The organism is Leptothoe sp. ISB3NOV94-8A (genome assembly GCF_043421595.1).
GTDB classification, from domain to species: domain Bacteria; phylum Cyanobacteriota; class Cyanobacteriia; order Phormidesmidales; family Phormidesmidaceae; genus Leptothoe; species Leptothoe turfae.
The window spans coordinates 475,031-496,179 of sequence record NZ_JAXSQW010000001.1; the positions used below are offsets into that span (position 1 = coordinate 475,031).

Annotated in this window: 16 protein-coding genes and 1 pseudogene; 9 read left to right on the top strand and 8 right to left on the bottom strand. The window is 48.0% G+C overall.

The features are described from left to right. Nucleotides 1-421 precede the first annotated feature (421 nt). Nucleotides 422-826, bottom strand: a complete 405-nt coding sequence (locus SPB21_RS01985; RefSeq protein ID WP_163700838.1) for a hypothetical protein — start codon at nt 824-826, stop codon at nt 422-424. Between the two features lie 302 nt (nt 827-1,128). Between SPB21_RS01985 and SPB21_RS01990 the strand changes: the two genes are divergently transcribed. Further along, nucleotides 1,129-2,826, top strand: a complete 1,698-nt coding sequence (locus SPB21_RS01990) for an ABC-ATPase domain-containing protein (RefSeq protein ID WP_163670914.1) — start codon at nt 1,129-1,131, stop codon at nt 2,824-2,826. A gap of 125 nt (nt 2,827-2,951) precedes the next feature. Then, entirely contained in the window at nt 2,952-3,146 is a 195-nt protein-coding gene (locus tag SPB21_RS01995) for a hypothetical protein (protein ID WP_499865242.1), read from the top strand. 286 nt (nt 3,147-3,432) lie between these two features. Here SPB21_RS01995 and SPB21_RS02000 read toward each other — a convergent pair whose 3' ends face one another. After that, nucleotides 3,433-5,958 carry a TIR domain-containing protein gene (locus SPB21_RS02000; RefSeq protein WP_163670918.1) on the bottom strand — a complete coding sequence of 842 codons (2,526 nt, stop codon included), beginning with the start codon at nt 5,956-5,958 and terminating at the stop codon, nt 3,433-3,435. A 314-nt stretch (nt 5,959-6,272) separates the two neighbouring features. Then, on the bottom strand, nt 6,273-7,691 hold the full coding sequence (gnd, locus tag SPB21_RS02005; protein WP_163670919.1) for an NADP-dependent phosphogluconate dehydrogenase: 1,419 nt from the start codon (nt 7,689-7,691) through the stop codon (nt 6,273-6,275). Between the two features lie 412 nt (nt 7,692-8,103). On the opposite strand from gnd, the gene fcmB reads away from it, so the two are divergent. The 3 genes from fcmB to SPB21_RS02020 all read left to right on the top strand — a co-directional run bounded on the left by fcmB (nt 8,104) and on the right by SPB21_RS02020 (nt 11,588). Further along, nucleotides 8,104-9,144, top strand: coding sequence for a filament morphology actin-like protein FcmB (fcmB, locus tag SPB21_RS02010; RefSeq protein WP_163670921.1), 1,041 nt, complete (start codon nt 8,104-8,106; stop codon nt 9,142-9,144). 117 nt (nt 9,145-9,261) lie between these two features. Then, nucleotides 9,262-9,678, top strand: a complete 417-nt coding sequence (gene fcmC / locus SPB21_RS02015; RefSeq protein WP_163670923.1) for a filament morphology membrane protein FcmC — start codon at nt 9,262-9,264, stop codon at nt 9,676-9,678. 377 nt (nt 9,679-10,055) lie between these two features. Beyond that, nucleotides 10,056-11,588, top strand: a complete 1,533-nt coding sequence (locus SPB21_RS02020) for a FecR domain-containing protein (protein ID WP_499865243.1) — start codon at nt 10,056-10,058, stop codon at nt 11,586-11,588. A gap of 98 nt (nt 11,589-11,686) precedes the next feature. On the opposite strand, the gene SPB21_RS02025 is transcribed toward SPB21_RS02020, so the two are convergent. The 3 genes from SPB21_RS02025 to SPB21_RS02035 form a co-directional block, all read right to left on the bottom strand. Beyond that, a complete protein-coding gene (locus SPB21_RS02025) occupies nt 11,687-13,387 on the bottom strand; it encodes a glycoside hydrolase family 10-like protein (RefSeq protein ID WP_499865245.1) in 1,701 nt (566 codons plus the stop codon). Nucleotides 13,388-13,492: 105 nt separating this feature from the next. After that, a complete protein-coding gene (locus tag SPB21_RS02030) occupies nt 13,493-13,843 on the bottom strand; it encodes a translation initiation factor (RefSeq protein ID WP_163670928.1) in 351 nt (116 codons plus the stop codon). Between the two features lie 158 nt (nt 13,844-14,001). After that, nucleotides 14,002-15,072, bottom strand: coding sequence for a hypothetical protein (locus SPB21_RS02035; protein ID WP_499865246.1), 1,071 nt, complete (start codon nt 15,070-15,072; stop codon nt 14,002-14,004). A 662-nt stretch (nt 15,073-15,734) separates the two neighbouring features. Here SPB21_RS02035 and SPB21_RS02040 point away from each other — a divergent pair. Further along, entirely contained in the window at nt 15,735-16,406 is a 672-nt protein-coding gene (locus SPB21_RS02040; RefSeq protein ID WP_499865248.1) for a hypothetical protein, read from the top strand. A gap of 54 nt (nt 16,407-16,460) precedes the next feature. Here the strand turns inward: SPB21_RS02040 and SPB21_RS02045 are convergent, their stop codons facing one another. Further along, nucleotides 16,461-16,955, bottom strand: coding sequence for a DUF427 domain-containing protein (locus SPB21_RS02045; protein ID WP_163670939.1), 495 nt, complete (start codon nt 16,953-16,955; stop codon nt 16,461-16,463). Nucleotides 16,956-16,971: 16 nt separating this feature from the next. After that, nucleotides 16,972-19,233 carry a caspase family protein gene (locus tag SPB21_RS02050; protein ID WP_499865249.1) on the bottom strand — a complete coding sequence of 754 codons (2,262 nt, stop codon included), beginning with the start codon at nt 19,231-19,233 and terminating at the stop codon, nt 16,972-16,974. Between the two features lie 333 nt (nt 19,234-19,566). On the opposite strand from SPB21_RS02050, the gene SPB21_RS02055 reads away from it, so the two are divergent. The 3 genes and pseudogenes from SPB21_RS02055 to SPB21_RS02065 form a co-directional block, all read left to right on the top strand. After that, nucleotides 19,567-20,034 (top strand): hypothetical protein, encoded by a 468-nt coding sequence (locus SPB21_RS02055; protein ID WP_499057323.1) that lies wholly within the window; start codon nt 19,567-19,569, stop codon nt 20,032-20,034. 198 nt (nt 20,035-20,232) lie between these two features. Beyond that, on the top strand, nt 20,233-20,412 hold the full coding sequence (gene rpmF / locus SPB21_RS02060) for a 50S ribosomal protein L32 (protein WP_006519493.1): 180 nt from the start codon (nt 20,233-20,235) through the stop codon (nt 20,410-20,412). Nucleotides 20,413-20,532: 120 nt separating this feature from the next. Continuing rightward, nucleotides 20,533-21,038: pseudogene (locus SPB21_RS02065) on the top strand (cation:proton antiporter domain-containing protein); the annotation flags it as partial. Nucleotides 21,039-21,149 lie beyond the last annotated feature (111 nt).

Below are 21,149 nucleotides of genomic sequence, written 5' to 3' on the forward strand. Positions count from 1 at the left end.
ATGAATCAACGAAGACCGAATCTCCATATCTATGCAGGGTGGATAAAAAATTGATAAAGAAATCGCCCCCTCACTGATGTTTGCTCGTGGTCAGCAGGGGGGCATCCGGACGGAATCTATTTAAATTGATTATTTTCTTTCAGCTTAAAAGAAGAATTCTAGAAAGAATTTATCAAGAGGGCGAGTGGTACGGTGCAATATTCTATCAGCCGTAAAAAATAACCTAAAAAAATCAATCAAGAGGAAAAACTATCAGACCTAGCAATAAAAACTCAGGGCAAAACCGCCCAGTTATATATCCATTACACGTACACAACTTTCTACGGTCTGTTCATGTCAAATGTTTTAACAAAGTTTTAGTTTAGAAACTCAATCATGAACCGTCTTTGTGTGGCAGTCTGTCAGCTACTTTTGAGACACCCTAGATAACGCCAGCTTGATCGGCATGACAAGTTTCTAAAATTCTTTCATCTAGCTCAGATAGGGTATTGATACGAGTAAATCCATCAATACCAAATTCAGGAGCGGCACCACCGGCAGCTAGCGTCGGCTGAGTCTCAACTGCAAGAGAGTAGGGATGGCTTGTCTGCTCGTAACTGTCCACAACCATTAAGTCTAAACGGGTCGCAGAGATATCACCATGGAAACAGTCGAATGAAGAGCTAGGCATGTAAAAAGCACCAACCGTGCGATCGCCAGTTACTTCAAACACCATATAAACTGACCCAGGTTGAGCCGCTGCTGGTTGTTGACCATATAGATAAACACCGTCGACCAGGGGGGCATTAGATAAAGGACTGGCTAGAGCGCTAGCTGAGCTTAGCAAAGTAGCACCGAGGAAAACGAGAGCAGACTTGACGAATTTCGGGCAACGGGGGTGAACTGACAAATAAGCCATGGGATACGTGATTACACCTCTTATGTAACTAGTATTGATGAATTTTTGGGCTAGCTAAGTGATACCTCTAGACATGGCTGATGACGTCTAACACTGGGTCATGTGACTGACGTCACAATGAACTGTATTGCTTGTATTGCAAGACTTATACAGATCTAACGCGGTGAAAATGATCAGCTTTAACCGTAAAATCATGATTGCTTGACGCAAATGCCGTTCACATCCCACCCATGACGTCACACAATGCCCTTAGGCAACAGCTAGAGCAGCTTGATGGACGCAGCTACTCTGCTTACAAACGCCTCAAGGGCAGCTATGACTTCCCTGGGTTTAAGCTCATCCTGGCCCATATTCAGGGAGATCCCTTTGCTGCCCCCAGTCGGGTCAGCCTCTGGACCAGTCACCAACACAGTCAATGGCCACAAACCTACTGGCATGACCAAACGCGACGCATCGTGCTAGCCGATTTTCTGCATCGGCAAATTCATCAGGCCATCCCCAAAATTCAGCAACGGCGGGGCTCCGGCAAAAGCGGTCGACTGATCATTGCAGACACTAGCCAGGCTGTTTTGGCGCGCACAGCTGTGCAGGTCACTGCCGAGGGGATAGAGCTGCGCCTGGGGGTGGGTTTACCTGCCTTTGGCCGCAGAATCGCAGGTCACGCTGTCAGGGATTTGCTAATTCAAGATTTACCGCATCTTGTGGCTACGGCTCTACACTATCAGCCCCAATGGTGTCAGGCTGTGGAGCAGCATATTGCGACCGTCGAAGATGCCAATGCCCTCAGACAGCAGTTGTCGGCTCAAAACCTCGTAGCTTTTATCGCCAATGGCTCAATTTTACCCAGACGTAGCGGTGTCGATTCTCGACCTCTAGCAACAGCCATGCCGTTTAAATCGCCAGGTTCTTTAGAGACTACCCTACCAACCCCCCATGGTGGACCCGTCACAGGTCTGGGTATTCCCCAGGGGGTAACGTTAATAGTCGGTGGTGGCTACCATGGCAAATCGACAGTACTCAAAGCCATTGCCCAGGGGGCCTATAATCATATCCCTGGTGACGGTCGTGAACAGGTAGTAGCCAATACAGCCACCGTCAAGATTCGAGCAGAGGATGGTCGCAGTGTGACCGGTGTGGATATTTCGCCGTTTATTGATCGGCTGCCCCAGGGAATATCCACCCGGTCTTTTAGTACCACTAACGCTAGCGGCAGTACATCCCAAGCCGCCAATATTTTAGAGGCGATTGAAGCTGGGGTGCAGGTATTGTTGATTGATGAGGATACGGCGGCGACGAATTTGATGATTCGCGATCGCAACATGCAAACGCTCATCGCCAAGGATAAAGAACCCATCACCCCATTTATTGATAAGGTCCGACAGCTTTACACCGATCACGGTATTTCTACAGTTTTGGTCATGGGCGGCAGCGGTGACTATTTTGAAGTGGCTGACCATGTGATTGCCCTGGATAACTATGGGGCTAAGGATGTCACTGCTGAGGCTAAGGCAATTGCGGCTGAGTATCCTAGCGATCGCAAAATAGAAGGCGGTCAGAACTTTGGCACCATCACCCAACGACACATTCAGCTACCTAAATTTGACACCGATCGCAAACCGGCTAAAGTCAAAACCCAAAGTCTCACCACCCTAACCATCGGCCAAGAAAATATCGACCTACGCGGCATTGAACAACTCATAGAGCCCAATCAAACCAGAGCCATTGCCCACGCCATTCTCACCTGGCAACAGCAAAATCGTTCCCACTCATTAAAAAGTCTCTTAGACGACATCATGGACTGGGTAAACCGAGGAGACTTTGACTCACTCACTCCTTATCCCATGGCCGACCTCAGTGAATTTCGTCGCTATGAACTCGCCGCTGTCATTAATCGACTGAGAAATCTCAGGATAATTGCGGATAGATAGATTTTACCAGCTTAGTAGAAACACCCATGAACTCTCCTAAAAATGAAATAATTGAAACTTTAGTGAATCGATATTGTTATCGATAGTCAGTGAAGCCAGGTGGGCATGTTTAGCTTGAGATAGATGTGTCTTTTTATACCTCTGCCTATACTGGTCATATGCAACACCCTCAAGACCCCAACATCGAACAGCCATGCATTCGATGGTCCTGGTTTACCCTCAGCTGTATTTGCCTATTCTCTGGCTTTTTGTATCTGGCCGTTGTGGATATTACAGATCCAGTACATCTCACACAAAACCCAACAGAGCAACAACCATAGAGTCTCAATCCATATTCTTCTTATTGCAAGGGTTCACCATCACTGTCATGGTGAACCCTTTAGGAAAGCTCTAATTTCTGCTGATTTTTTAACTACTCGATAAAAGCTGCATGCTCAGCAGTTACTAATCCCTTCTGAACTTCTACTAAAACAATATTTTAAAGTTTAGGAAGATTCAGGACCAATTGACCAGCTATTTTGACGTGCTGGAGTTAGGCTTAAACCAGAGGTATCTCCAGGATTTTATTCAATTCCATACCAGCCTTCAAACAAACAGGAAATTTCTTTAGATTGGACAGTTTTTTTGGGGAATCTCTGAATCATCCGAATGAATTGGTACAAAGTCAAAATCTACATTAGCTCCAGATGTTGAAGCTCTCTCTGGATTGAGAGAAGTATCCTGAACCTTCACAAGTTGCAGTTCTAAGTTAGAGACGCCATTTTGCTCAAATTTCAGAGCTTTTGAGTCGCTATAATCTACTTCAGTACCCGATTTAAGAGCCATATAAATAGAAGAACGACTAGGAGAGTTAAAGAATGGAATAGAAGAATTAGTTTCCTTAATGGCTTCAGCAACAGCTATCAATCCAAAGTAAGACATTGCAGTAGCATGGTTCACTATTTTTTTATTCCAAAAATTGTATGCTTCACAAGCAAAACCTGAAGGATCGCTATCAAAGTGCCAAGGAATAGCAAGAACCATATCTAAAGCTGCTTTTTGTTTTAGGGCATCTGGAGTGTAAAGATTTGCCATATCTCCAACAACCGAAATATCGCCTGATAAATCGTTGTCATCTATATATTCAAGTAGCTTAATTGCTTTACTAGTGGCCCTGATTGATGGAAATAAAACTAGAGCTTTGGCTGCTCCATTAACATCTTGCAAAAAAGGGTCCGTGACATTACTTTGAACTGAATCATCATCTTTTACTAGAGAGTCGAAAGATATCTCTTGTATAACCTCTCCATGCTTCTCAAACTCATTTCTGAAATTGATGGTCAGTTCATTGGCGTAGTCATTTTCTGACGCATAAACCACTGAAGTTTTGATATAGCCATTATCTGAAAGATATTGGGATAATTTTTCTGCACCTCTCTTGCTGGCAGGATTCATGCGAAAGACGTAGTCATAGCCTTCTAAATCATCTAATATACTAATCGGCGTAATGAGTACGAGTTCATCCTTGTAGACTTTTGCTGCTTCTAGGCTAACGTTGCTTGTCCAGTGCCCCACCACAGCTAAGATATTATTGAGCTTAAGAATTTCCTCACTGATTCTTCTTCCAACTTCAGGATCGTCAGCATCATCAACAATTAACAATCTTAAACCTCCACCTCTAATTGCACATTCTTCATTTATCTTATTTTGAGCTTGTGCAAACCCACGAAGCATTTCTGCGGCCTTGCCAGGTTCCTTTCCACTAGTAGGTACTGGAACAGCTACAGTGTAGCTTTTACCGTTACATATTTCTCTATTAGCAAGTTTCTTATTTTGCGTGTGGATTTTCTCTTCAGGATTAACATTGACGGGCCCGTCAAAATCTTTGAGAAGACGATTTCCATCTAAACTTAGCCTATCTAGTAATTCCGATGAAAACTTCTGTTTGATTTCCTTATCAAGGCTTACATCTCTTAAGAAGACTGCTAAGACACCATAGACGCCCAATAACACTCCGCCAAAAACAAGCACAGTTAATTTCTTTGGATTGGAAAAGAATTTCAATCCAAAGTTCTTGATTCTTTCATTTACTGAAAAAGAACCATTTACCGTAACTTCCTTGTCCCTCTCACCCACCAGCTCAGCTCTAACAGATGATATCTCGTCAGCAATTTTAGTCTCAGTAGCTGTAGGTTCAACAGGAATGTCAGTTTCATCTAATTTGGTTCCTGATCCATCTACATTGTTTATTTTTATCTCCGTAGCTACATCTGTAGCTACTTTACTCTTAACCAGTTCAAAGTCAGTAGACTGATCTTGAATAGGTTCAATATTAAACTCTTCAAGTACCTTAAACTTTGCTCTTTCTGCATCTACAGGCATAATCCCTTTATCCTGTTGTCGTCCTTCTAAGCTTTTTCTGATTTTTTCGCTGAAAGGATAACTCTCTCCATTCTCAAGTAGATCGCGTAAGGTATCTTCATAAAGGAGAATATTCTTTCGATATTCCTCTATAGGTAAAAAAGCCTCGCTCTCAATCTTTAGAGCCTCCTGAAGGGTTAATTTAAGCTCTTCTCGAAGCTCATCTAAAGTGCGTCTTTCAACAATTCCTATTTCTCCTCCTGTTCGCAACAAGAGCTCCTCGACTTTTTGCTTGTACCGTGATTTATTAGCCTCTTTCTGTTCAGCTAGCTCTTGACGTTTCTTGTGTAGCTCCTTCACAACTTTTCTAATACCCGCAGCTATGTTCTTAAATGCCGCATCTCTGTTAGGCCATGTAGTTACAGGTTTCGCATCCTTTGGAAAAGCTTGAAGCATACCAAAAGACATATCAGTCCACTCCGCTGGCCTTAGGATAATTGGAATAACTATTGCTTCTCCTTTTTTATGCCTATTCATTGCCTCTTGAAGTTCTATCTCGTAACAATATTTCGAGGCTATAAAATCGGGACTAATCAAAAGCAAGATAATATCTGCTTTTTTCAAATTTTTATCTATATCGCCACTCCATTCGCTACCTGCTGGTATCTGACGATCATGCCAAGTACTTACAATGCCTTTCCATTTTAGAGAAGCAAGGCTAGTATCCAGCTGATCACGAAGCTCTTCATCTTTATGTGAATAAGAAATAAACAACTCAATCTTATCGTTCATGGCAGATGTACCAATGGCTACAGAGAGTTAGATAGCTACGAATTAGGGCTCAGGATTTGTACTTAAACACCCTGAATTTATGATTACATACCACTATGTACGGTTCTACTGACTTTAATATGCGTTAATTTTGCCTAGCTCTATTGACTTGAGGTGTATCCGAGCCTTTGAGGATGAATGCTTTTCTCAGATCGAGTTCTGTATCAAATGATTCAGTCTCTTTTCAAATCAGAAAACAAAAGGGACTCACTGCCAAAACCAATGAGTCCCTTTATCTAAATAGATTGTTCGACTATTACATGAACTGTAAAGCGTTAGACCGTGGCTGTTTCCTTAGTCCACTCTGTGTGGAAGGTACCTTCTTGGTCCACACGCTTGTAGGTGTGAGCACCGAAGTAATCGCGCTGAGCCTGGGTGAGGTTCTGGGGTAGCTGAGCCCGACGGTAGCTGTCGAAGTAATCTAAAGATGCACTAAAGGCAGGCACTGGCACACCATATTGGGCGGCCATGGCAACCACATCACGCCAAGCAGACTGGCGGTCTAAAATTGTCTGCTTAAACTCAGGAGCCAACAACAAGTTAGGCAGTGCAGGATTCTCAGAAAATGCATGCTTAATCTTGTTCAAGAATCTGGCGCGGATGATGCAGCCACCTTTCCAAATGCGGGCACATTCGCCTAGATCCAGGTCATAATCATAGGTCTCTGATGCCTTACGCAACAGGGCCATTCCTTGAGCATAGGAACAAATTTTAGAACAATACAACGCATCCCGAATCTTGTTGATCCACAGGGTGGTGTTATCCGTGATCGTGCCATCGGGACCGCTAATCTGGGTAGATGCGGCCACCCGCTCATCCTTAAGAGAAGACATAATCCGCGCATTGACCGCTGCTGTGATGGTGGGAATACTCACACCCATTTCCAGGGCATTCATCACTGTCCAACGACCAGTGCCTTTTTGACCAGCAGCATCTAAGATTTTTTCTACCAGAGCCGTATCACCTTCGGTTTTGGTGAAAATATCAGCCGTAATCTCAATTAAAAAGGAATCCAACTCCTCAGTTGTATTCCACTGGGCAAAGATTTCATGGAGCTGCTGATGTCCCAAACCCAAGACATTTTTCATCAGATCATAGGCTTCGGCAATTAGCTGCATGTCGCCATACTCGATGCCGTTATGCACCATCTTGACGTAGTGGCCAGCACCGCCGGGGCCAATGTAGGTGACACAGGGACCATCATCCACTTGGGCCGCAATTTTTCTGACAATGGATTCGATGGACTCATAGGCAGCACGGGTACCACCGGGCATCAAACTGGGACCATTCAGGGCTCCTTCTTCACCGCCGCTTACACCCATGCCGATAAAGCGAAAACCTGCCGCTTCCAGGGTCTTTACACGACGCTCGGTGTCTTCATATAGGGAGTTACCACCGTCGATGATCATGTCATCGGGATCAAGCAATGGCATTAATTGCTCAATCACAGCATCCACTGGCTTACCCGCCTTAACCATCAGTAAAATCTGACGAGGGCGCTCTAGCGAAGCAACGAACTCCTCCAGGGAATAGGCAGCTACAACATTTTTACCAACTGCTCGATTTGCCATAAAGGCATCGGTTTTTTCGCGCGATCGGTTGTAAACAGAAATCGGAAAACCGTTGCGTTCGACATTGAGGGCTAGATTTTCCCCCATCACCGCCAGTCCAATTACTCCAAAACTTTGTGCCATAACCTGTTTCCTAGTGTCTACGATGTAATATTGGCGCTGTCATTGGGTACCAGCGTAGACACAATTTTCTAAAACATGGACGGACTCATAGGTTTTCTTCAAACTCCATGTAATAACCCTGTATTCAAGGTTTTATTTGCTACTAAAACCCTCGGTTATTCGGGAGGTTGAGTGTGATTTACATCTTATAGTACAATTGAACTGGCTATTGGGTCTGTATATGTACTAATTTTAATTGAAATGACAGCTTTGTCACGAAGACGACCCATGGTTATCCAGGGGTACGGCATGATGTATCAGAACTTGAGCTGCCGACCTTGATATGGGGTTTTACTTAGCAGTATCTTCACAGTTAGTATCGGTTTGAGTTAGTTATTCGTTGTCAAAAGTTTTTTAGCTCCCAACTTGCGTTATGCCTACTTCTACGATGAAGCTCCTTAGCATTGATCTGGGTCGTACAGCCACGAAAACCTGTATTAAGCGAAATCAGAATGATGTGGTACTAGTTCCTTCGAATGTTGCCCATCTGACAGTAGAGCAAGCTCGACGGGGTGGCTTTGAATCGCAACCCAGCGATCCGTTGCTTGATATGTGGTTGGAATACCAGGGCAAGGGATATGCCGTTGGGCATTTGGCTGCTGACTTTGGGGCTGATCTAGGTGTGGGGCAATCTAAAGTAGATGATGCCCTGGTGAAAACGTTGGCCTGTGTAGGTTACTTTGGCCTCAAGGGCAACCTGGGCGTTGTATTGGGTTTGCCTTATCACTCCCAGGAGCAGTTTGATAGCGAAAAGTCAGAAATTATCAGTTTACTGACATCTCCCCATGTCATGGTTTATCGAGGCCAGTCCATGGAAATAAATATAGACAAGGTTTGGGTGATGCCAGAGGGGTACGGCAGTCTAATTTGGAGTGAGGCTCAAAATAAGCGCACTTCCAGTCCTGATTTCCCAAATCTATCGGTCGCCATTGTGGATATTGGCCATCAAACGACGGATTTTCTGGCCATTGATCGTTTCCGGTTTGCCCGTGGGGCGTCCCAAAGTGAATCGTTTGGGATGGCTCAGTTTTATGAGCGGGTGGCGGCGCAAATTGATGGAGCTGATAGTCAATCCCTTTCCTTAATTACGGCTGTACATAATCTCGAAGGGGAGCGTTTTTATCGTCCCAAGGGGGCTTCTCGGCCAACGGATTTGGATGAAATTCTGCCTAGCTTAAGAAAGAGCTTTGCCCGTGAGCTATCCCAACGTTTTCTAAGCTGGTTGCCAGAGCGCGCTACAGATGTGATTGTGACGGGTGGTGGCGGTGAATTTTTCTGGAGCGATCTGCGTCCTTTATTAAAAGAGGCCAGACTTAAGGGGCATTTGGCTAAGCCTTCACGACAGGCTAATGCGTTAGGCCAGTATATCTACGGTGAGGCCCAGCTAGCTAATCTAAAAGCTGCTGCTGGGTAGTTTTCTGGGTAAGTAATTTTAATTTCCAGCTAATAAAGGTTAATCGAACCTTAGATTGACGGGTAACCCCCAGCTATGCGTTATTAGGGGCAGTGTTATTTGTGCCGCTGCTCGATCATGCCTGCCAAATCTATCCGTAAGAGTGTTTCCTTTGACGATAGTGATGGGGATCGGGTTTTGCTGGATGCGATCGCAAACCACCAGTCTAAGCATGCTCAATCGTTTAGCGATCTCTGTAAGCAGGCACTCCATCAATATCTATTAAGCCGTGAACCCACGCAATCGGTAATGCTGTTTATGGAATTGCAGCATCAGATTGCCCAATTGAATGTGCGTGTAGCCACCCTCGAAGATAACAGCAGCCTTGCAGCGGCCTTTCCCCCACCAGATAGTCAGCATGGGGATCCTAACAGGGGAACTCATCATGAGATTCCGGCAGAGCAGGCCACAGTCCCAGACGAAGAAGCCGATGCGGTGACAGTGACCGATGACCCGGTACTTAATCGCTTGGGTCCTCTATTGGAGGAATTCTAAACTGGGAAATTACCGGTGTTGATTCAGAGGATAATAAACCGATCAGTCTAATTGCGTACCCACCAAAACTGGAGACATAAAATCCGACTGAGGATTAGCCACACCGGAAAATTAATAGCTTTGCAAACACAATCTTCAAAAAAAACGTAAACTAACTGCGGACACTTCATCAAATCTTGCCCATCTTTGTAAACAAGGCCAGTAGCATAAGTTCAAGGGTGTATCAAGAACTTTACATATTCGGGGGTTTAATGCTGTCTTATTGTTCCTGTAGCCAGATAGCCAGATCCGGTTTGATCTAGCCCATTAGCTCTGGTGTGAACTTAGATGGCTGATTAATAGTCCTTAATGTTTAGCGGGTTCACTAACCGACTGTAATGGAAAAACTGAATGTGACGGCAACGGGCCGCTGGTTGTCCTTGGTCTGCGCATCCTTGGGCATACTGTTGGCTCTGCCCGGGTCTGCCAGTGCTCAATCTGCTTTGACGTGGGCCAGAATAGAACTTACACGTAATCAGGTACAGCTATTTACCGATGGTCGATCTCGTAGGGCACGGGTCTCCGATGTGCTTGGCGTTGGCGACGCCTTGAGCACGGCTCGCAGGGCACGAGCAGAGTTGCGTTTTAATGATGGCTCCCTTGCCCGCATTGGCGAAAGTGCGGTGTTTCAATTTACCCCCAATACCCGTAATTTTCGGCTGTCCAACGGTACGGTCCTGCTATTAATTCCACCTGGCCAGGGGCGGACGACTATCCAAACACCTAACGCTGTCACTGGTATCCATGGATCAGCGCTGTTTGTGCGCTTTGTCCCTGACACCAACACCACGATTATTGGTGCCCTGACAAACAATCCAGAAGGTCCGATGATGGCCTTTAATGAGGATGGTTCTGCCCAACAGCCGCTCTACGCTGGAGAGATGGCGGTACTGCATGAAGATGGCAGGTTAGAGCTTTTTTCTTTTGACCTCCACGAGTTCTATGCCACCAGCGATTTAGTCACTGGCCTCCTATTGGATAACCCGGAAGCATCCACAGGTGATGAGGCCATTGATGCGGTCAGACAAGAAATTCATGAGGCCCTGGAAGAAGAGAGTTTTGAGGATGGTGACGATGTCATTCAAAATCCAGCCTTCCTTTCGGCCAATTCATCTAGCCGTATAGCGTCGTCCACAACCATACCGGACTTTTCCTTATCGCCCGCTGCTGACTTTTTACAACAGCGTAATATCAATGAGCGGTTTGATAATACGGTTAATGCTACGGTGAATCAACCGGATATAGAATCACGACGGCCTAACCCACCTGGGGTAGATCGCCCTAATCCTCAGCCCCCCGCTAGACCCAATCCACCGACAACGCCTAAACCACCCGTGGCACCTAGACCCGTTGAGCCGACCAATCCTATCGGTGGCCCGACCCCCGGTGGCCCTGGTGGCCCAACACCTGGTGGCGGCGACAAGCCTGATCTACCGATTGAGCCCCCTAACCAACCAACACCAAATATTCCTGCCCCCGTTACCCCTGAGCCTAGAGAACCGATTGCTCAGCCGAATCCAGGTGTTGAGCCGATTGCGCCAACGCCTCAAACACCGCCTGAACCGAGCGTTCCTGAACCGGCACCTTCACCACCTGTGATTGATACTCCCGTCATCGTAGGTACCCCTGAACCTACTGTCCCTGGGGTGATTCCACCTCCTGACAAACCTGCACCCCCCATTGAACCGATTGCGCCTGAAGCCGTCATACCCCCCGATAACAACGTTGAAAATATTGTGGAAAGCCCCATCGAGGTGGTCCCCCAGCCTGAGACTGAGGTCCAAATAGACCGTCTGCCAGACGCTGTCGCTGAGCCACCTGTGGAGCCACCGGCACAAACAGCGCCGGTGAACGCACCCCCAGGGACCTAACAATAGATACGCCAGATACGCCAGATACGTAAGGCATGGGCCAAGCAGAAGAGGACAGAGGAAACAACTTTCCTCTGTCCTTGTTATATTTGTCCTTGTTATATTTGAGGCGCAATCACTTTCTCAGGAAATATCTGTAGAAGAGAGTTTTGACGTTGTTCTAACGTCTCAGTATTTGACCACCAGAGAGACTCATAGAAGAAAAAGGAAACGCCAGCATAGGCGCGATCGCGCACCGCTGTCACCTGTTCTTGAATCCGCGCCATAGGCACAGGGCGGCCTCGTAAACCACTAAGTACACCCACCGCCGTTGGAATGTGACGGCGCGCATCCTGAGCAGGATCACGGTTCATTTCCCAAACGAATCGCCCTAAATCACTGCGATAAAGCTGCACAATGAGTTCTTCAATGTAGCCTCGATTCACCCAGGTATCCCAATCTTGCAAAAAGTGTTTGTAGGCAAACTCCTGGGGATTGGGAGACACTGACACAATTGCCTGGGGCTGTTGGGCCTTCACCACTTCAAAGGTGCGACCCATAAAGTCGGTAATTTTGTTAGCCCGCCAGCGAGTCCACTCTGGGTCATGGATATCTGCTGGAGGAGCCTTACCGTTGTGTTCTTGGCGATACAGGTTAACGGTATAAGGGTCATAGCCATAGACCGCCGGTAACCCAAAATGATCATCCACCTGGAAGCCATCGATGGGGTAATTAGCTGCCAACTCGCTCACCATGTCGAGCATAAACTGTTGCACTTCAGGGTGAAACGGATTGAGCCAAACTCGATTATGGGTACCTTCTGCTTTCACCGTGCTGCCGTCAGCTTTTTGAGTGAGCCAGTCTGGGTGGCTGCGTGCTAAAGCCGAATCAGCTGGAGCCATAAACCCGAATTCAAACCAGGGAATCACCCGCAACCCTAAGGGACGAGCCAAGCTGATCAGCTCCAGCAACATGTCGCGATCGCCCTGGGCAGCTTCCAGGGCTTCATTACGCTCCCCAGTATCATCCACATCCGGGTACAGACCTTGTTGATAGCCAAAGGTCCGTTTGGCCACATCGCTGGGATACAGGGTATATCCCCAATTCCACACCGTTGGATATACCGTATTAAAGTTGAGATCGGCTAGGCGCTGCAAACTGGTCTCTAGGGCATCCCGCGAAAATAACACCTGGCTATCAACATTGGTCATCCACACCCCGCGAATCTCTCTTGCGGGCAGGGGGGCATCAGCCATGGTCCCCGGTTGCACTCGATCAGGAACCAACGCAGCCACGGTCTGATCTGGGCTCGCCGCACACAACAGATTAGCGGCCATACCATAGGTGGCACTGCGGTTGGGGTAAAAACGAACCCGTTCCTGGGAGGCTCGGCCATAGGACTCAGTCGGTATCACCCCTTGGCCTAACGCTGCTGCCACACCTTCACGATTTTCGTAAGCGATGAGGGCGCTGTCACGAAATGTGGCGTCTAATAGCTGTGTGGCCTGGGATTCATAGGGTAAAGCCGCACCGGTGGTGAGAATGGATAGGGCTTGCGATCGCAAAAGTGCCCGCTGTCCATTAGCCTCATCACCCAGGGCTGCATCCAACAGTTGCTCGACCTCGGTATCCCCCTCAAACGTCAATCCCAACGACTCATTAGCGGCTGCAAACTTACCTGGAAAGGTCACCAATACTGCCGAAGCAAACGTCTGCTGCGAAATCGATTGAAACGACTGGCGTATCGCACTAGTATCTAAGATTTGGCGCTGGCCAAGGGTGGCAACACAAGGCTGTTGACGCCAGTCTGCAGCCCGCACACCCAAACCGAAACACCCAAGCCAAGCACAAATGAAAAAACTCAAAATCCCATAGCACAGGAATTTTGCTCGCAAAAAAGATCCCCAAAAAGACATTCGCCTGCTTCAGCCTCCGCTGCGCTTGGCGCGATAGCCTTTTTCAATTAGCAGTGCCACCAACTTAGGGGCATGCTCCCCTTGAATTTCAATGGTGTTATCCTTCACTGTTCCGCCAGAGCCGCACTGAGCTTTGAGGGTCTTAGCCAGCTTTGTCAGTGTCTCAGGGGCATGTTGAAACCCACTAATAATGGTTACTTTCTTGCCTTTACGCCCTTTACCACTCACCTGCACCCGCAGGTCTTGCTCTGTCGGGGGGCGGTCAGGCACTGCCCTGGCCATAGCCGGGTTTTGACCAAATTCTGAATACACAACCCGGTTTGTTGCCTGATCTGTCTTTTTACCCTTGTGTTTCGCCATCTAAGGTGCTCCTTTCTACCCAAACATTCAACCCAGCCAGACCTAGAGCATACAGCCTAGGCAACATGACTCTAAACTACCCTTCATAAGGGTTGAATCCAAAGGCCCAGGGCAAGCTTTCGCCCTAATGGCATACCCATAAGTTTGGCTCGGACAATCTAATCCCAGAAGGCTTCCCACGCATTACGCGGTTGATTCGACGTGTCTTGAGAAGTGCCATCAAAAGTAGGTACTTCTAGAGGTGCAGCCACTGACGTATCCGCCGATGGCAACACCTGGGAACGGTCAGGTACATTGATTGACGGCTGATTACCAAAGGCCCCCGTTGCGGGCTGAGCTGCTGGGAACGGATTGGCACTATTAGCACCTTGGCGTGCACCATTAAATGTTGAAAGTGACGCCGGGGGGGTGTAGCCAGTTGTCCCTGGCGGTGGAGACATGTTGGGAGTCGTGCGAATAAAGGACCGATCAAGGCCATTCAAACTACCAGGCACTACCCCCGTATCCACCTGTCCAAAGGAAAATGTTTGCGTGTCGACATTGCTCTGTTCTGTAGCTGCCGCAGCATCACTCGCAGGTAAAACAGGCAGACCTCTAGAATCTACCTCAGGGGTCTGAGCAGATGTGGTTGCAGCTGCTTGTTCCGCCTCTTGTCGAGCCAAGGCGTCAGCTAAGGCACTGGGAGCTAAAACAGTGGTGGGTTGATTAGCGTTAGGCTGTGATGTCAAAACAGATTCAGAAGGACGCTGTACCGGTATCGCCCCTGCCCCTTTGTCCGACTGAGTATTAGAGCCCCTGGCCCGAGTTCCAAGGAAACTGTATTCGTCAATGTAGCGAGTTAAACGCTCCACACCTGTCTCACTAGGTACGCCGCTAGCATTACCCAATGCCTCATTCAGCGATGCTGCAGCGCTGAGCTCACCACCAGACGTCAAGGCAGATACATCTGAATCTAGTTGGGCCAGCAGCAGTTCTATGTTGTCCAGTTCCGCAGCTACGGCCTGTTCCTCAGGAGTCAGAGACTCTAGCAACACATCACTAGAGGTGGAATCACCGGAACTACCTAGCCCCGTAGAACCAATTTGCCATGGTAACTGGCCTGGGTTTTGACGATACTCCCAGGCATATACACCTACAACTCCGGTCACTAGAATGCCAAGCCAAAGCCATGGATTTAAGAGGACCTGTAAGCGAGATGGGAAGTATCGAACAGATGGAGGTAATCGCATAAGTCAATGACCCCAATAACGATGGTAATCGTGTGGGCAGCTAAAAAATCAGCAGACAATGAACTAGGAACACAGACGCTCTAAAGAGATTTAGTACCCACCTTTATGCTGGCACGTATCAAAAAATCTTGCCTTTAGAAACGTAACGATAGCTTCAGTGGCACAAGCACAAAAGTTAGCTTGTAAAAGATTAAAGGTTAGCTTGTAAAAGATTATATGTCATGGGAAAAATTCTCCGTGAATATTACAGGGTTTATTGGGTTCACTGTGGCGCTTCTATAAAGCAGGAGTATACTAGGGCAGGAATCCATTTGGATGTTCTAGCAAGCTCCCTTCGGGACGAAAAAAGTAGTTAGCTAAATTTCTCAAGCTGATTACAAAGATGGTGAGTGGCATGTATTGGCTACTTTATTTCTCTGAACTCAACTCCGGAGTAGTGTTTTGATATGGGGTCACACAGGATGTCTTAATCGACACCGAGGAAGCCTTCATCACAATTAAATTTGCTAAAACTCCAAATATTCAAAGATTCTGTTAAGTGTTCCGGCGTTCCGACGGTCTTGTCCTGATTGTTTTAAGATTAGAGCGCGCCAGGGTTAGCATCTCTTTTATCTTCAGCAAAGCCTACAGATTATTCCATTGGCGGTTTGGTAGAACATGTAATGTCTACTTCTAGAGTCCCCAAGCTCCCACCCACAGACAATGGCGAAACTAATAGCGTTCGCTATGAAGTGAATCCGGCTATTGCCCTTAATACTTTGACCGATATCTACAAGCAGGTCCAGAAGTATCAGATACAACTAAGACAGCTAGTCAATAAAATTCATCAGGTCTATGCGGAAGGGCCCGTGGTATCTGGCTGGTTGGCCTCGGAAGCCAGCTTAAATGCGGCAGTTAAATACTCAAATCGTTCTGAGCATGCTCAAACCTGCTATGCAAGGGATCACGCTAGCCCATCCCGCTCCTTAGAGGCCATGGATGTTGCTTTGTTTCGCCATGGCGATGCGGATGATTTGATGAACTATCTGTCAGCCTTAGAAAGTGCCATGCTAGAAAATGGCGCAGTGGCTAACGCAAACACATGTTTGGCTGCAGAATCTCCCTCTAATTCATTGGCTAACGGTAACCTTAGCCAGTATTATCTATGTCGGCTGAACAGTAGCGGGCAAATTCAAACAGAACAATGCCCACCCGATCAAGTGCCGGTGTTGAGTATGGCCATTGCTCGCTATCGACGGCTCAACCAGTTGATCAAGCAGAAGCAGGCCATTGAAGCAAAATTGCAGGCCATTGTGGAGCTTTTAGGGGATATACAAATGGTATTGGCAGATTAATACCAATGTCGTGTAGGGGTGTTCCATGGAACACCCCTACACGACGTTTGAAAATCACCACCCCCAGGTATTAGCTTCGCCCTTAAAAGGGCCCACAATATCTGAGGTAATCCAACCGCCGTAAAAATCCCCAGCCTGGGCTTGAACTTGCTCGTTATCGACGTAGCAAGCGTCCATGGCACTTGGGTAAAAGGCCACGTAGTTAGCAATTGACTTGAATCGCTCCGTAGGGGTGGGATAGTACCAAGCCACCCGCTCCGCTATTTGTTCACCAACGGTGAGCGAGTAATAGTGGGCGCGTCCTTTCCATTCACAAAACGAGGTGCCAGATGCCCCGGTCAAATATTCCATGGCAATATCACCAGGAGGAATATAGTAGACCGGTGGGTGACTAGTTTCTAAGACTCGTTTTGTCTGATTACTTTCAGCAATTACCTGATCGTTAAAGACAATTTTAATGTGCTTGGGGCTATCCACTAATGCGGGCGGACGTGGATAGTCCCAAACAGACTCCTGGCCTGGACCAGGTGGAATACGTCGAGAAAGCATCTGTATGTAGAGTCTCCTATTCGCCTGTCCAGCGTCGAATTTCGGCTTGGGCCTGGTCGTAATTTTCAGTGCCCTCGGGGATCAGCTCCGCAGCCTCAATGGCACTAAAAAAGAGGCCTTGGTCAGCACGGGTCTGGGCAATGGCCAACATTTTGCCTGTCCAGTCGCCAATCAACCTTTGGGCATCGGCGTACTCAACCGACAGCTCTTCTGGGATTTCCTGAAGCTTCAAAATGCCGTTTTGATACGTGCTTGCCTGACCTATGCGTGGAATAGATTGGGCTTCGCGAATCAGGGCGCGGGCATCCGCTCGTTTTTCCCATAGGCTAAGGCGTTCCTGAGCCTCTTGATAAATATCGGCAGGCTCACTGGGAATCAGCTTTGCTGCGTCAATGGCAGCCTGGAGTTCAGCCTCAGCAGCACGACCTTCAGCCAGGTCGAGGATAACCTGACTCCAGCGTTGGATGTCAGCCTGGGCCTCAGCATAGTTGGGATCGCCTGGACGAATTTGGCGGGCGGTTGCGATCGCACTTGCAAACCGAGATGCCTGACTTGGGCGCAGTGACCGACGTGCCTCTTCCAAAATTGCAGCCGTATCAGCACCATTGTCAGACCCATCACCTGTCGTATTGCCAGCCGCAGGTACAGTATTGGGCGCAGCCGCCGTCGGCGTCTCAGTCTCTGCCGTATCATCGGGCTCATCCGCTGTATCATCGGCATCTGGGTCGTCTACCTCTGGCCCAGTATCCCCTGCCTCCGCATCGGTGGTCGCCTCTGGGTCGTCAGGGTTTTCAGGATCTGGGTCGTCAGACGTTTCGGCCTCTGGGTCCGCTGTAGCCTCCGCATCAGGAGTGTCAGCAGCAACATCGGATCCATCAGGAACCTCAGTGCCATCAGGGATACCCACTGAAGGATCGGCATCCGGATCATCCAGCACCGTTCCGTCCGGATCATCAGCCCCCTCCGGATCCATACCGATGCGAGCCAACCATTCCGGCGGCACGCGCTCTTGCAGCGTACTTTGCACCAACGGCTGATCACGAAATAGCACCGCCGTCAATAGCAACAGAGCCCCCAGCACACCTAACGCACCCAGGCAGCCTCCCGTGCGGTTCTTAGCAGGTGGATCCTCTGGCAGATTATCCACCGTTGTGCTGCCATAGATATCGCCCTCATCATCGGTGTCGGTATCCAGCGAAAACGGCTCCCGTGGTGGCTCCTCCGGTAGTTCGTCTTCCAGTACAAACTCCGGTACAGGCTCTGGGATTAGATCGCCATCGTCACCGGCATCTGGATTGTCGGGAACAAGCCCCGCATCCATGGCTCCAGCATCCATGGCTGACGTTTCAGGAATCAAAGGCGGTTCTTCCGGCATGTATTCTGGTGTGTCTATTGGTGTGCTCGCATCCTCTGTAAATTCATCTGTAAATTCATCTGTGAATTCATCGTTTGCGATCGCATTCGGAGCATCCACCATCGCCGCCAACCCTGCTGCTCCAGCAACAGCCGTAGACTCCACTGACTGAGCCGCCATTGTTTCCCGTTGATGCCAAAGCAACTGAAACTTTTGTTCTTCAGGGAGTATCACCACCGGATTTTGAATGGGCCGCCAATGATGCTCACACAGCTCAGGAATCCGTTCTACCAAATAGCGCTCCAGGTGACTGAGGGTGGCACAACCGTCGTAGCGCAGGCCCTCTAATAGGGCTGCCGTAAATAACCCATGGCGCACCGCCAATGTCTCGTGGGAAAACTCGTTGGGCTGACAGGACAAAATTAAGGGAATCCGAGCCTTTTGAGCCAACTTAGCCACCTGTTCACCAATGGCTTGACCCGCTAGCGCACTCTGACTACGGTTCATATCCAGCACCATCATGATGTTGTCAGTTGGTGCTTGTTTGAGATATTGCACCACATCCTGTAGCGCAATCCCAGTTTGTTTCACCTGGGCCGGATCACCATCCACAGGCATTAAATAGTCTTTGTTATCAGCTTGAGCCCCATAGCCACTGAAATAAAACCAAAGGGTGTCATCCTGTTGCACCCGGCCCTGGCAAATGGTCTCTAACCAATCATGAATAGCCACCCGGTCAGGGACAACCGCTTCCTGTTCCGTCGAGGTGGACAAATCACTCAGCAAAATGCAGTTTTCCGGCGCAAAACCAGCATCTTCAATTAGATATCTGCGAATACCCACCGCATCATTTTGAGCTTGCATCAGCGGCTGAAACCCCTGATACTGATTGATTCCAATAATAATTGCCCAGCAATTCGACATCAGAGACCACCAAATACAGATTGGACGTTGAAGGGAACAGAAGCTTTCAGCGCCATATATTACTGCAAGTTGAGCCGTTTGCGTTGGGATCCGGCATCAACTTATAGATCAATCACTGAGTGACTTCCTTATCCAGTCAAAATTGTGGCCTGCACAGCTTTGCTATTCTTGTTCATTCAAGCTACAAAAGTGGGAAAGTTTGACGATAGTCTTACTTAGCTGTCATATCGGAGTAAACCCTTGAGTTTTCCCGAAACCGCAATTCTGTACATGAACGCAGTTTATATTACAGTTCTACCCGGACGGCATTACTCCTAGCATTTGTTAATCTACATGTCTACGACATCCCTCTACCGACCCTATTCCAGACGGCGACGCCAGCGCACCCTAGCGCAACACCTCAGCGCCTCATGCGCCCCCCTTGGGTTAGCGGTCTTACTGGGGACCTCTGGAGCTTTGTGGCTAACCGAAGCTTTGATCATGCCTAAGGCATCCTATGCCTATACGTCTCGGTTAAATTTATTTTTGACGTTGGAAGACGGTGAACCTTACAGCAGTCTGGTAACGCGGGCCAATATGGCAGCTCGGGCAGGCGCACAGCGTAGTTTTGACCAAGATTTGCTAATCACGGAAGTGATGATTAGTGTGACTGCGGAAAATAGCGACGGTATTGCCGTGCCTATTTTGAACCTACGGGTCAGCCGTCAGGAGTGGGGTCAGCAGCCGATGACTGAATATTGGGCGACATATTTTCGGGGGGCTCAGACGTTACTTGAGTCTTCGTCGGGATCGTCGTTTTAGGGAATTTTTGAGACCAGCCTGCTAATGACTAGGGATATCCCAGGGCAGGTACAAGACCAGCCTGCTAATGACTAGGGATATCCCAGGGCAGGTACAAGACCAGCCCCTACAACGCCCCTAAATTTCCTCACTAGAAACTAGCCCCTGCGCACAACTTTGGTCTATTATCAATAGGTTGTCTAATTTTCCAACAGGTCCATGGCGGTTCCTAAGAAGAAACGCTCCAAGTCTAAGCGCAACATGCACCGCGCTGTTTGGAAGCGTAAAGCAGAATTACAGGCTCAGCGGGCTTTGAGCCTTGGCAAGTCGGTATTGACTAATCGGTCCAATAGTTTTGAGTATCCTCAAGATGATGAGGATGAGGACGACGACGAGTAGGGTTACGGACGTCTTTTGGATAAAAGCAGCGGGTGGGGTTCTGAGGGGCTTCACCCGTTGTTTTTTTGCACATTACGGCAAGCCTTGTCAGGTGATACAAACATTATTCATGCAACATAAGGCTTTGGATTATTTATTTTTGTATCCTCGCTAGCCGCTGGGCTTTTTGTTGGACGCTTGCTGGGCTTTGGCTGGAATACGGCCCTACTGATGGGAGCTGCCCCCCATACATTGTTGGGATATCCAATTGTGAATCGGCTGGGGGTAATGAGTAATGAAGCCATTACCGTTACCATTGGTGCCACCATTTTTACCGCTATTCTGGGGCTTTTACTCCTGGCAATTTCTGTTTCTATCCATGCCGGAGAGTTCTCTCTATCAAAGAGAAAGTTGAATTTGTTGGCAGTGTTTTATTTATCCCATTCTTTTTTGTTCATGTTGGTCTTTTAGTTGATTTGCCAGTTTTTATCTCATCGCTCACATCATCCCTAGGTATTACCTTCGCGATCGTGAGTGGTGTGGTCATCAGTAAGTTTCTGGGAACCTATCTGGCTAAGCTGATGTACCGGTATAGCTGGCATGAGATATTAACCATGTGGTCATTGTGCTTGCCCCATGTGGCGGCACCATTCGTTACCCATGATGAACTGAAAGCGGTCGATCGCATCAAGACCATTGCCCACGATAATGTTACCCAAACTCTGCTCCGGCTTGCAGACAACTTCGATTTGGTTATT

Bases quoted from the DNA above. Each gene is read 5' to 3' on its own strand.
- gnd (WP_163670919.1), bottom strand. From the start codon at position 7,691: ATGGCACAAAGTTTTGGAGTAATTGGACTGGCGGTGATGGGGGAAAAT.
- SPB21_RS02035 (WP_499865246.1), bottom strand. From the start codon at position 15,072: ATGCGATTACCTCCATCTGTTCGATACTTCCCATCTCGCTTACAGGTC.
- SPB21_RS02040 (WP_499865248.1), top strand. From the start codon at position 15,735: ATGTCTACTTCTAGAGTCCCCAAGCTCCCACCCACAGACAATGGCGAA.
- SPB21_RS02000 (WP_163670918.1), bottom strand. From the start codon at position 5,958: ATGAACGATAAGATTGAGTTGTTTATTTCTTATTCACATAAAGATGAA.
- SPB21_RS02020 (WP_499865243.1), top strand. From the start codon at position 10,056: ATGGAAAAACTGAATGTGACGGCAACGGGCCGCTGGTTGTCCTTGGTC.
- rpmF (WP_006519493.1), top strand. From the start codon at position 20,233: ATGGCGGTTCCTAAGAAGAAACGCTCCAAGTCTAAGCGCAACATGCAC.
- SPB21_RS02055 (WP_499057323.1), top strand. From the start codon at position 19,567: ATGTCTACGACATCCCTCTACCGACCCTATTCCAGACGGCGACGCCAG.
- SPB21_RS02030 (WP_163670928.1), bottom strand. From the start codon at position 13,843: ATGGCGAAACACAAGGGTAAAAAGACAGATCAGGCAACAAACCGGGTT.
- SPB21_RS02050 (WP_499865249.1), bottom strand. From the start codon at position 19,233: ATGTCGAATTGCTGGGCAATTATTATTGGAATCAATCAGTATCAGGGG.
- SPB21_RS02045 (WP_163670939.1), bottom strand. From the start codon at position 16,955: ATGCTTTCTCGACGTATTCCACCTGGTCCAGGCCAGGAGTCTGTTTGG.
- SPB21_RS01990 (WP_163670914.1), top strand. From the start codon at position 1,129: ATGACGTCACACAATGCCCTTAGGCAACAGCTAGAGCAGCTTGATGGA.
- fcmB (WP_163670921.1), top strand. From the start codon at position 8,104: ATGCCTACTTCTACGATGAAGCTCCTTAGCATTGATCTGGGTCGTACA.
- fcmC (WP_163670923.1), top strand. From the start codon at position 9,262: ATGCCTGCCAAATCTATCCGTAAGAGTGTTTCCTTTGACGATAGTGAT.